Origin of the sequence: Citrobacter telavivensis, from assembly GCA_009363175.1 — a bacterium.
GTDB classification, from domain to species: Bacteria; Pseudomonadota; Gammaproteobacteria; order Enterobacterales; family Enterobacteriaceae; genus Citrobacter_A; species Citrobacter_A telavivensis.
The window spans coordinates 2,090,166-2,102,500 of record CP045205.1 but is presented as its reverse complement, the minus strand read 5'-3'; the positions used below and the strand labels follow the sequence as shown (position 1 = coordinate 2,102,500).

General features: G+C 45.2%; 8 protein-coding genes and 4 pseudogenes. 3 read left to right on the top strand and 9 right to left on the bottom strand.

Annotated elements, in window-relative coordinates:
* Positions 1-9 precede the first annotated feature (9 nt).
* The gene (locus tag GBC03_12245) at positions 10-1,113 is read right to left on the bottom strand and encodes a nuclease (GenBank protein ID QFS70919.1); all 1,104 of its coding nucleotides are present in this window, start codon (positions 1,111-1,113) and stop codon (positions 10-12) included.
* 156 nt (positions 1,114-1,269) lie between these two features.
* Positions 1,270-1,668 carry a hypothetical protein gene (locus GBC03_12240; GenBank protein QFS70918.1) on the bottom strand — a complete coding sequence of 133 codons (399 nt, stop codon included), beginning with the start codon at positions 1,666-1,668 and terminating at the stop codon, positions 1,270-1,272.
* 66 nt (positions 1,669-1,734) lie between these two features.
* Between GBC03_12240 and GBC03_12235 the strand changes: the two are divergent.
* Positions 1,735-2,432, top strand: a pseudogene (locus GBC03_12235) (IS1 family transposase).
* Between the two features lie 25 nt (positions 2,433-2,457).
* Here the strand turns inward: GBC03_12235 and GBC03_12230 are convergent.
* A pseudogene (locus GBC03_12230) lies at positions 2,458-3,075 on the bottom strand (restriction endonuclease subunit S).
* A gap of 225 nt (positions 3,076-3,300) precedes the next feature.
* Here GBC03_12230 and GBC03_12225 point away from each other — a divergent pair.
* Positions 3,301-3,819, top strand: a pseudogene (locus GBC03_12225) (imidazole glycerol phosphate synthase subunit HisF).
* Positions 3,813-4,412: a bifunctional phosphoribosyl-AMP cyclohydrolase/phosphoribosyl-ATP diphosphatase HisIE gene (locus GBC03_12220; protein QFS70917.1), complete on the top strand. Its 600-nt coding sequence runs from the start codon at positions 3,813-3,815 to the stop codon at positions 4,410-4,412. The pseudogene GBC03_12225 and the gene GBC03_12220 overlap by 7 nt, the downstream one beginning before the upstream one ends.
* Positions 4,413-4,486: 74 nt before the next feature.
* Here the strand turns inward: GBC03_12220 and GBC03_12215 are convergent, their stop codons facing one another.
* The 6 genes and pseudogenes from GBC03_12215 to GBC03_12190 all read right to left on the bottom strand — a co-directional run bounded on the left by GBC03_12215 (position 4,487) and on the right by GBC03_12190 (position 12,318).
* Positions 4,487-5,626, bottom strand: coding sequence for a sulfatase-like hydrolase/transferase (locus tag GBC03_12215; protein QFS70916.1), 1,140 nt, complete (start codon positions 5,624-5,626; stop codon positions 4,487-4,489).
* A 903-nt stretch (positions 5,627-6,529) separates the two neighbouring features.
* Positions 6,530-8,314, bottom strand: a complete 1,785-nt coding sequence (locus GBC03_12210) for a glycosyltransferase (GenBank protein ID QFS70915.1) — start codon at positions 8,312-8,314, stop codon at positions 6,530-6,532.
* A gap of 102 nt (positions 8,315-8,416) precedes the next feature.
* Positions 8,417-9,070 (bottom strand): glycosyltransferase, encoded by a 654-nt coding sequence (locus tag GBC03_12205; protein ID QFS70914.1) that lies wholly within the window; start codon positions 9,068-9,070, stop codon positions 8,417-8,419.
* 185 nt (positions 9,071-9,255) lie between these two features.
* Positions 9,256-10,236: an IS5-like element ISKpn26 family transposase gene (locus GBC03_12200; GenBank protein ID QFS70913.1), complete on the bottom strand. Its 981-nt coding sequence runs from the start codon at positions 10,234-10,236 to the stop codon at positions 9,256-9,258.
* Positions 10,237-10,507: 271 nt separating this feature from the next.
* Positions 10,508-10,846: pseudogene (locus GBC03_12195) on the bottom strand (restriction endonuclease subunit S).
* The gene (locus GBC03_12190) at positions 10,846-12,318 is read right to left on the bottom strand and encodes an N-6 DNA methylase (protein ID QFS70912.1); all 1,473 of its coding nucleotides are present in this window, start codon (positions 12,316-12,318) and stop codon (positions 10,846-10,848) included. Before GBC03_12190 ends, GBC03_12195 begins: the two are co-directional and overlap by 1 nt.
* Between the last annotated feature and the right edge of the window lie 17 nt (positions 12,319-12,335).

The following is a 12,335-nucleotide window of genomic DNA, read 5'->3' as shown; positions in this document are numbered from 1 at the left end:
CAGCCTCTCTTACTCTGCCCGTTCAGCATCCCAACGTAAAAAAATACGTTTTAGCTTATCCACCGTATGACGCCATTTCGGCGTGGTAGGCTTGCAGACCGTGTTCTGATTGCCGAAGAATCCGACCTCGTTCACCGCGTCACTTTCTGCACGGGTTTCCAGCCATTTCACGGGAACAAAATATTCTGATTTGTCAGGGTCGTCGGCGTTTTCACGATATCCGTCACCAAATTTGAGGACATCCATCGCCAACTTCTCGCCGTGTTCCGTGTTAATGGTGAAGCTGCTGGCGGGTTCAACGGCGCTCTGCACGATGCCGACACCAACGTAGCCCGTTGCCGGGATTTTTACCCACACACGATTGCCAGGCTGCAGCTGCTTTAACGTTTGGCTGTACCAGCTTCCACCACCTGCGCTGATAAATCCGTAACGACGCGCTTCTTCCCAGACGCGGCTTTTCGGGTCACCAAACGATACGTAAAACTCGCCGTTCCAGGGTTCTTTTGCACTGGCGCTGGTGGCAGTGGCCTGCGCGGCATTGGTTTGCGTTTCGCTTGGGTCAATAAGCCAGGCGCGGCTTAAAAACTGTTCGTCACCGTGCTGGAACACCTTGAAGAACAGGACGTTAATTGAGATTCCGTATTTACTCAGATAATCGACGATGCGTTCAGTTGAAGGGTCCAACTCTGCTGCGACAATAATTATCTGGTGTGACTTGTTGATGGCGTCGTCTTCGAGTTCAACGTTAAAACGTTGTCTGAATGCGTCGCCAAGATTGCCGCCGGAAAAATTTTCGTAGATCTGCGAAAGACGCTCCGGGGATAAGTCATCCACCCAGGAGGCGTAATCCAGCGCCTGCGCGACCACTTCTCGCGGAGTGCGATCGCGCTTCAGTTCAATCAGGATGAGCGAGGCATCCGGCGCAATCGCCAGCAGATCGATACGCCCTTTATCGAGCGTATTTTCCTGATGGCCGATGATCATCCACTGATCGGAGAGGATGGTGGGATCAGTTAAAATCATCCTCTCCAGCAGTTGCTCACTGGCGAGTTTGCTGATGATCAGCGGCTGAGGATTCTCCCCTACCCGCCAGATAGCATGATGAACCGGCATCGTCTCTTCCTTAACGCCTGATCCAGCTGGCGTTATTGTTGAAGCCAGTTTGGACTAGGACAGCGTGGAAGAACCGGAGCGTACACGTAGTACGTGAGGATTCTGAGCACTGCCCAGGGCCAAAATGGCGAATAAAATAGCCTGGTGGACAGGCGCTTAGTTTAATGCTGCCTCTGTGAGCGCATCCGCCAGGTGAAGCTGGGTTTGTTGGGCGGCTTGCAGACGGGACTTAAGTTGGTCACATACTTTGAAAAAGTCTTCAATAGTGGATATCACCTTCAATTGGATTGCTGTAGGAGGAAGAGCTACCGGTGCTGACCTCAAATTTTCTTGAGATATATTCATTTGGCTCTCAGCCATACCAGACTTCGATGCTTCCAAATAATCAGCTGTCACCCCACAGTTAAGGCATAATGAAATATATTTCGCTGATATCTCATCAGAAATTAAATGAAACCTGATGATTTTGTCCGATATCATTAACTTGGATCGTGTTTTTTCAACTAAACACGAAACACCAACTCTGTTCTTTGGTCCTGCTCTTGTAACTAAGATATCACCATCATGGTGATGCTGCCAACTTACTGATTTAGTGTATGATGGTGTTTTTGAGGTGCTCCAGTGGCTTCTGTTTCTATCAGCTGTCCCTCCTGTTCAGCTACTGACGGGGTGGTGCGTAACGGCAAAAGCACTGCCGGACATCAGCGCTATCTCTGCTCTCACTGCCGTAAAACATGGCAACTGCAGTTCACTTACACCGCTTCTCAACCCGGTACGCACCAGAAAATCATTGATATGGCCATGAATGGCGTTGGATGCCGGGCAACCGCCCGCATTATGGGCGTTGGCCTCAACACGATTTTACGTCACTTAAAAAACTCAGGCCGCAGTCGGTAACCTCGCGCATACAGCCGGGCAGTGACGTCATCGTCTGCGCGGAAATGGACGAACAGTGGGGCTATGTCGGGGCTAAATCGCGCCAGCGCTGGCTGTTTTACGCGTATGACAGGCTCCGGAAGACGGTTGTTGCGCACGTATTCGGTGAACGCACTATGGCGACGCTGGGGCGTCTTATGAGCCTGCTGTCACCCTTTGACGTGGTGATATGGATGACGGATGGCTGGCCGCTGTATGAATCCCGCCTGAAGGGAAAGCTGCACGTAATCAGCAAGCGATATACGCAGCGAATTGAGCGGCATAACCTGAATCTGAGGCAGCACCTGGCACGGCTGGGACGGAAGTCGCTGTCGTTCTCAAAATCGGTGGAGCTGCATGACAAAGTCATCGGGCATTATCTGAACATAAAACACTATCAATAAGTTGGAGTCATTACCCACCATCATGAACCTCATATTGAGGTCGGGGCAGTTTACTACTTGGCAAAGTTTTATTTTCCTGTTCTCTATATTCCAAACTTTGCACTGCAGTAGTTTTTAATACTCCCCAAATATTTTCATTTGGCGATGGTTCAGGAGAACACGAGGGACTCCAACCAGCATCCATATTTACAATGATTTCACCAATACGACACCATTCCCATCCCTGCGGTAATTCAAACGGTTTCTCATCATCACTAATTGACGGAAAAGGTTTTTGTTTTTTTATTTTCCCTTCTTTTACCAGTTGTGCTTTTTCCTGTTCAATACGTTTAAGCAGTTCAGAAGCTGGTTCGTCGTTAGGATCTTGCGGCACCAGCTTACCCATTACCGCCAGTTGCAGAATAGTTTGCTTAAGCGCATCGATACTCGCTTCAGTGGTAAACAGCGTGTCGAAATGCTGGCTAATTCGCGCCCAGTTTTCGGCAAGTTCTTCGGCATTCTGGCTGTCGGTCAGCGTTGCCAGCAGGGTTTCCACCAGTTGCTGATGCGCGTCCAGACTGGTCAGAGATTGCTGCTCCAGTTGGTCGCAAAGGGACAGAAGTTCATAGACTCTTGCAACAAGTCGATTTTGCTCATTGAACGGGGATACTGGAATAAGTAAAGATTTGAGATGACCAGTTGCAATTCTAAAACGAGTAGCACCTTTACCGAATGACTCTACCTGCTCTCTAAAAACATTGCTATTTATAGCGTTAACTAAATATTCAGTTTTATAATTTATTGAAGGGCGCAATATAGCAACATCAACAACGGTAATTGCAGGCTGATTTAGTCCGGGATAAATACAAGCCCGACCAATTGGGCTAGGGAAGACGCAGCGCAGATCCTCTCCTTCGGCGCAGATAAAATTTCAATTAACTCGCCTGCGCTTGCGGATCCAACGTTAATTACCCGCCTCGCCGATCGCTTTGGCGTGCAGTGCATCGTGGTAGGTATCGATACCTGGTTTGATGAACAAACCGGTAAATATCACGTTAATCAGTACACCGGCGATGAAAGCCGGACTCGCGTCACCCAATGGGAGACGCTGGATTGGGTGCAGGAGGTACAAAAGCGCGGAGCAGGAGAAATCGTCCTCAACATGATGAACCAGGACGGCGTGCGCAACGGTTACGATCTGGATCAGCTCAGAAAGGTCCGTGAAGTGTGTAACGTTCCGTTGATTGCCTCCGGCGGCGCCGGAACCATGGAGCACTTCCTTGAGGCCTTCCGCGACGCCAACGTCGATGGCGCCCTCGCAGCTTCCGTATTCCATAAACAGATTATTAATATTGGCGAATTAAAAACGTTCCTGGCAGCCCAGGGCGTGGAGATCAGGGTATGTTGAGTGAACAGCTGGATTGGCAAAAAACCGACGGCATGATGCCGGCCATCATACAGCACGCTGAATCTGGCGAAGTGTTAATGCTGGGATATATGAATGAGGACGCGCTGGCGAAAACGCAAGAAAGCGGCAAAGTGACCTTCTACTCGCGCACCAAACAGCGCCTGTGGACAAAGGGTGAAACCTCCGGCAACTTTCTTAATGTGGTCAGCATCACCCCGGATTGCGATAACGATACCTTGCTAGTGTTGGTCAACCCGGTAGGCCCGACCTGCCACAAAGGGACGTCAAGCTGCTTTGGGGAAACCGGACACCAGTGGTTGTTCCTCTATCAACTGGAACAACTGCTGGCCGAGCGCAAACATGCAGACCCGGAGAGCTCATACACTGCGAAACTGTATGCCAGCGGCACCAAACGTATTGCGCAGAAAGTGGGGGAAGAAGGCGTGGAGACCGCGCTGGCCGCGACGGTTAACGATAAGTTTGAACTGAAGAATGAGGCGTCAGACCTGATGTATCACCTGCTGGTGTTGTTGCAGGACCAGGGGCTGAATTTAGGGGAAGTGATTGAGAATTTAAGGGCGAGACATAAGTAAAATGTAACAGGTAGAAAATTACTCTGGTTTAATATGATCAACATTTAAACCAGAGTTAATGTATTAACAGACGATTAAGGATGTTGCGGTAAAGGCACATCTCTTAATTCAGAGAAACGGATAGCATCCTCTTTTTCATTCAGTACGAAATCAGAATTTTTTACTGCATCCCGTAAATGTTGGTCGGAGACAGAATAACCCATCATTTCTAAAACCAGAAGCTTGGTTAAATCTGATGAAAAATAATGATTATTATTGCGTAATTGTTCAGCCTTTGCACACCAGGAAGCATCATTCATCAGCAATGGAATTTTATACATTTCATTATCGCTGGATGGGAAACCATGTCCCTGACCAACAACTTCCCCATGGTCTGATACATAAACCAGCTTGTAATCTTTAAGATAGGAATCCGCAAGGGTAAAAATGCTTTGTAAGGTATCATCTACGTTATAGATAGACGCATCATAATCATCAACCATAGGGTTATCCTCATCTCCCCGGCGAGCAGAATAAGGTAAATGGTTGCCCATCAAATGAATAACGTAAAAGTTTCTCTCTTGTGATTCTTTAAAGTAATGCTTGATTGCAGGTAATAGTTTTTCGTCCTGCCCTTCGTTAATTGGGAAGCGGGTATTATTTTCTTCAGGAGTTTGCAATACTTCCGCGTATTTAGCCAGATAGCCAAAGGGTTTGTTCCACATATTGTTTTGCATTTGAGAGTCGAACCAATATGTATGGTACCCCTGCAACTCTGCCATTTCGATAAGATTCTTATACTTAAATAAATTACCACGCTGCAAAGGCGTTTCGAAAGAAACTAGCATTGGTACAGCAAGTCGTGTTTGCGCAGCCGGGGAATGCACATTGTTAACGACGCAGATTTTTCCATCTCTATCCATCTGCGATAAGTTTGGTGTGGTGTCTTTACCATAACCGTAGATGCCATAACGACCAGGATTGGATGATTCGCCGATGACATAAATAATATTTGTGCTGCCTGCTGTTTTATTCTTAATATAATCAGGATATTCTTCATGATCAACCTTTTTATATTTGACATCATCAACTATATTTTCAGCGATGATAGAAACTGAGGAAATGAGAGGACCAAAAAAAAATCTTGTACTGGTCGATATATGGCTGAGAAATAAAAGTTGGTGAGTATTCGAGATTGTTAATGAAGAATTTTGCACCCCAAAAGCTGATACCATCGAATACTGGTTTCGAAAGAATAAGAATAAGACAGACAGTCAAAACTACACGCTCTTTAATAGAGTAGCATGCTTTCGGAATTTTAATCGATAACAGCGAGATCACGAACAGTATAAAAAGAAAACCGACCAGGAATTTGAGACCAAACGTTTGCACCGTACCTAATGATACAGAAAGACCTACGCCGAAGGTAGACATTACCATACTTGTGGAAAGGCCACCGTACTTTTGATAGATAAAATAGGTCAAAAAAGTAATTAATGAAACAAAAATCACAAGGCTATTTCTAATTATTCTGTTGCGAATGCAGAAAATTAAGCGTAGTAAAAGAAAAACAGAAAAGAACGTGGTGAAAAACACATTTGTGGGATCAAGCCAGCACAATGCAAGCGACAGAAAAAAAAGTATAAAATAGAGAAATCTTCTGGTTTTCAAGTAGCCTAAAAATTTAAAAAAATTGCTCATGCAAACTCCAAAAAAAAAATTCAAAAAAACAATTTCTATGATTCTGCGTGTAGTCATTTTATGATTTTAACACACCCTGGCGCGCAGCCGCCCATACACATGTTGTCGAATTATTATTTCTGGCAAATTAAACCATATATAAATCATTACCACTTGCAGATAAACGATGACTTCCAGTAAAGATATTTAAAACCTAATAATATCTAACTATTCATATCAATAACGTGAAGCTGGTCACACCCTCCAATTCAAAAAATATCATTCATTACCGCTTATATGGATGCATTAAAATTTTAAAAGATCTCAAACAATCCAGCGAAATTTAAATTTAAAGGTAATCAGGTTGAACTAAATTCGTAAACAGCCACACCTACTGGTCGTGGCTTTCCGTTAACATAAAAAAAATAGGCCCCAATTGTTAACAATTGGGGCCTATTTTAAAACTTAGTTTTCCAAAAATCTTTAGTCGTCAACCGGGTAATTTCAGACTGATAAGACTCAAGTCGTTTCTTTAAGGAAAATAACGTGTTAAAGCTAAGTAAACTTGCATTTAAAACAACACGGAAAAATTTCTCTTTTGAATGCGACAATTTCATTGCTGAACCATTCATTTGCGAAACATAGTAAACATCATTTCGCATAAACACCATATTAGTCGGGTTTTTGTGTGTTTCAGGTATTAAACGAGCTCTTTTATTAAAGAAATATTTAGGAATAAGATGGCCATTTAATGTCAAGTATCTTAAGGCCTTATGTATCTTATTTTCTTTTATATACAAAAAAGAATCTGTTTCAATTTTTAATAAATCACTTGAAGGTATATTAAATCTCTCATTAATAGTAAGCTGATTTATCTTTTTTCGTACTTCAGCGCAATCTACATTGTTTTCCCAAAAATCTATCCCACTCATGCAGTCTTTATAAGCTTGTACAACAGCCTGCGCACTTTCATAGCGATTAGCCATCGATAGAATTATAACTTCACGCATGAAAAATGCTGAGAGCATTATTCTATTACGCCAGGTAACTTTTCGGCAGGAACTCATAAACATAGCTCGGAAGCTAAGATAAAAGACTAGCGGGTTCAGTTTTCTATTGAAATCCATCTGCCAGGATGCAATGCCATTGAGAGTGATAATCTTATGATTATCGTTCATTAGCCCAAATAGCATATCATCACCCCGGACAAAGAAAGGGAATGGATAGTATTTAGTATTCTTTATATTAAACGCATAAAACCACCAGGCTCCATATCCCAAAGCCTCTTCTTCATCAAAACTAATAATACCTGAGCGCTCAGAGACATTTAAGCCTATCTTTGCCGGGCGATGAAAAATACCATCGCAGAAAACTACAGCACCGGCTTCATGCACAATTCTTGGCCTTTCTTCATAGAGCATAGCAGCCGATACAGCCAGATTATCATCATTAGACAGAGAAAGAAGTGCAAATGTACGTCGAATTGAATCGATTTCACATGCTGCATCATCATCCATAAATATACAATGTGTAAAAGTGCCTTCGTCCGTCAACTCACACAAGCCTCGAGAAAACCCACCGGCACCGCCAAGGTTTTTATTTTTGACTATATTTACTTCAGGATAATCGATACCATCAACATCATTACCATTGTTAATTAAATATAGTTGTATTTTATTTACATAACGTGGATCAGTTAACAATTCATCACGAATACGTTTGACCGACTTAACAACTTGTTCTTCACGATTAAACGTTGTTATAACTAACCCGAGTTTGACGTCTTTACAAGGTGAAGAGGTATAAAATGAAAAGGATTCAATTACGCTTTCTTCAAATGCTCGCCATCTTAAGTAGATATAGCCAGTATGTAATCCACTCAGTGAAAATTGCACTTCCCCTTCATCATTATCGATAATAATTTGCTCTAAAACTTCATCTTTACTATCGTTAAAGTGATTGATGTAAAGGCAACCTTTCCCACGAACTTTATATGTCACTAAAAGATTATCAATGGTTGTGTTTTCTTTCCATTTCTTCACACTAAGAGAGTTAAAGAAGGAATCAAAACTAATCACCGCATTTTTAGGAACGTGAATTTCTTTACTGTTTAAGTCAGCAAAAACCCGCTCTCCTGCATGGTAATATAACGACTCATCAGTACACAACCCAATGCTAGGAACTATAATATCCTGAACCAATAATCTCATGATGCCTCTTATTATCTCTTTGCATTGTTTCATAAATTAATATAAACAATGAAATCATTCTAGAATAAATTATATAATGGTGTTAAATATGTTTCACTTCTAAATACATAAACAATATTAAATATCGAAAAGTAATTATTTATTATATATTTCCTGATAGACTTTGAGCGTTTGCTCAATAACCAATGTTGACGTAAAACGTTCTTCGATATTTTGCCTGGCATTTTTCCCCATGCGATCTCGCTCATCGGGATTTGTGATCAATAAACTAATTTTATCAGCCAGTTTGCTGACATTGCTTCGCTCTACAACGAATCCATTATAGTTGTCTACTATCAAAGCATTGCAACCATCATTATCATAGACGACACAAGGCCGACCTACGGCCCCGGCTTCTAATAATATTCGTGGGATTCCTTCTGGGTAAAGTGATGGTAATGCAACAACATGCGCCGCTTCAAGCAATTCTTTGATATCTGTTCGAGTTCCCAACCATTCGATATCATCTTGATCTTGCCATTGCTGAATTTGTTTACGACTAATGGCATCTTCATCATTATCTACCAAGATTCCAGCCACTTTTAGAATACAATCGATTCCCCGTTGCTTTAATAAATTTTTTGCTTGGATCAGATCATTCAAACCTTTGCTTTTAAGCATTCGTCCAGCAAAAAAAATAGTTGCCGGGCTATCTTTTTTTGGGGTTTTAAAATTAAAATAAGATATATCTATGCCTGCACCATCAATTACAATGCTGTTATTTTTAGGTAAGTGCAGCAACGATAGCATTTTATGCTGATCGTTTCGGTGTTCAAACACCAATTTATGGAAGGTGCGAATAAGCAGGTCATTTCTTCCCAAGCTGACTCGCTGATTAAAATTTCGCGGATCTGGGCCGATTTTTTTCCCGCAAACACATCGAATCAGCCTATTTAGGCTATTTTTTCCACCATTTCTGGCGTTATTTCCGGTTTTTACTGAGATCTCTCCCACTGACGTATCATTTGGTCCACCCGAAACAGGTTGGCCAGGGTGAATAACATCGCCAGTTGGTTATCGTTTTTCAGCAGCCCCTTGTATCTGGCTTTCACGAAGCCGAACTGCCGCTTGATGATGCGAAACGGGTGCTCCACCTTGGCACGGATGCTGGCTTTCATGTATTCGATGTTGATGGCCGTTTTGTTCTTGCGCGGATGCTGCTTCAAGGTTTTTACCTTGCCGGGACGCTCGGCGATCAGCCAGTCCACATCCACCTCGGCCAGCTCCTCGCGCTGTGGCGCTCCTTGGTAGCCGGCATCGGCTGAGACAAATTGCTCCTCTCCATGAAGCAGATTACCCAGCTGATTGAGGTCATGCTCGTTGGCCGCGGTGGTGACCAGGCTGTGGGTCAGGCCACTCTTGGCATCGACACCAATGTGGGCCTTCATGCCAAAGTGCCACTGATTGCCTTTCTTGGTCTGATGCATCTCCGGATCGCGTTGCTGCTCTTTGTTCTTGGTAGAGCTGGGTGCCTCAATGATGGTGGCATCCACCAAAGTGCCTTGGGTCATCATGACGCCTGCTTCGGCCAGCCAGCGATTGATGGTCTTGAACAATTGACGGGCCAGTTGATGCTGCTCGAGCAGGTGGCGGAAATTCATGATGGTGGTGCGATCCGGCAGGGCGCTATCCAGGGATAATCGGGCAAACAGGCGCATGGAGGCGATTTCGTACAGGGCATCTTCCATGGCACCGTCGCTCAGGTTGTACCAATGCTGCATGCAGTGAATACGCAGCATGGTCTCCAGCGGATAGGGCCGTCGGCCATTGCCTGCCTTGGGATAAAACGGCTCGATGACAGCGGTCATATTCTGCCATGGCAGAATCTGCTCCATGCGGGAGAGGAAAATCTCTTTTCGGGTCTGACGGCGCTTAGTGCTGAATTCACTATCGGCGAAGGTGAGTTGATGGCTCATGATGTCCCTCTGGGATGCGCTCCGGATGAATATGATGATCTCATATCAGGAACTTGTTCGCACCTTCCCTAGGAAGACGTGCAATAAGAATGTCCCCCATAGATAACTGATTACAATTGAGCCTAGAGAAAGTTTCGGCGTTAATATATCTCTCCGACTTATCTTTAAACTCACCAACTCCAATGTCGGCTAATTGAATTAAGCGATAGTTACCTTGAGGGTCTTGGTCTTTGCTCTCAATCCAATCGCCATCAAATAGCGACATTGGAGCAAGATCATTCAGCCTCACCCATTCCCACCCCTCCGGCAATTCAAAAGGCTTCTCATCCTCGCTAATTTCCGGCAGGGGCTTCTGCTTTTTAATTTTACCCTGCTTCACTAGCTCTGCTTTCTCTGCGGCGATACGCTTTAACAGCTCTGACGCTGGTTCATCATTCGGGTCCTGCGGCACCAGTTTGCCGCGTACCGCCAGTTCCAGAATCAGCTCACGCAGTTTCTTGATGCCATAGAGGTCAATTTTTCCATTACTGCCGCGCCCGGCAGTGGAGCGGGTTTGCAGCGCAGAAGACCAGATATCGATATGGTCGGTGATTAAATTCTCAACGGTCATCAGTTCGCCTCCTTGTTGCCCGCCAGTGCGGCACCGAGGATATCGCGAAGCTGGTTGCGCAGCTCGCTGATTTCCGACTGCTGCGTCTGGAACTTCGCCAGCAACTCGTCCGGGTCGTGGCTGATGGTTTCACCCTGATAGGGGTTCTTGATATCAAGATTGAAGTTGCGGGAGATGATGTCGTCGATACTGACTTTCCACGCCTGGTTGTTCTCCTCGCGGCTGGCAAAACCGTCAGCTTCATTGCCCCACCAGTCGATTTCGGTCTGGAACTCTTCAAACTTCATCGGTTTGGTTTTGCTGTAGTTCTTCACGCCCGCCGGGTACGGGTGCTCGTAGAACCAGACGTCTTTGGTTGGCTGGCCCTTGGTGAAGAACAGTATGTTGGTTTTGATGCCGGTGTACGGGTTAAACACGCCGTTTGGCAACCGCACGATGGTGTGCAGATTGCACTCTTCGGTAAGCAGCTTTTTGATTTTGGTTTTCACACCTTCGCCAAACAGCGTGCCGTCCGGCAATACCACCGCCGCACGGCCTTTGTCTGCCAACACTTCGATAATCAGTTGCAGGAACAGATCGGCGGTTTCACGGGTCTGCATCTCTGCCGGAAAGTTTTTCTCAATGCCGTCTTCTTCGGTGCCACCAAACGGCGGGTTGGTGATAATCACGTCTAGCTGTTCGTCCCATGAGGAGAGCGGTTTGTTGAGCGTGTTGTCGTGCCGGATTTGCACCGGTACTTCAATGCCGTGCAACAGCATGTTGGTGGTACACAACAGGTGCGGAAGTTGTTTTTTCTCCACGCCGTGGATCTGCTGTTGCAGGGTTTTGTGGTCTTCGGTGGTGTTGACGTAATGCTCTTTCACATGATCGAACGCACAAGCAAGAAAGCCGCCCGTTCCACAGGCCGGGTCCATAATTGACTCACCCAGTTTCGGGTCGATACGGTTGACCATAAAGCGCGTCACGGCACGCGGGGTATAGAATTCACCCGCATTCCCGGCGCTTTGCAGGTCTCGCAGGATCTGTTCGTAGATGTCGCCAAACAGATGACGTTCCTGGCTGCTGCTGAAGTCGATTTCGTTGAGCTTGTTGATCACCTGACGCAGCAGCGTGCCGTTTTTCATGTAGTTGTAGGCGTCACTGAATGCTTGTTTCACTACAAAGCCGCGCGGGTTGGTATCCATCGGCGCGGTCATGTTTTTTAGTTTTGGGAACAGATCATCGTTGACGAATTCCAGTAATGCATCGCCGGTAATGCCTTCGCTGTCTGCCGCCCAGGTGCGCCACAAATAACGTTCCGGGATCGGCAGACGGTAGTCATCCTGCTCCAGTTCCAGCTCTTCTTCCTGGGTATCAAAAATCTTCAGGAACAGCAGCCAGGAAAGCTGTCCCAGACGCTGGGCATCGCCGTCCACGCCTGCGTCTTTGCGCATGATGTCCTGCAGGGATTTAATGACTGAGCTAATCGACATATTTTCTTTCCATTCTT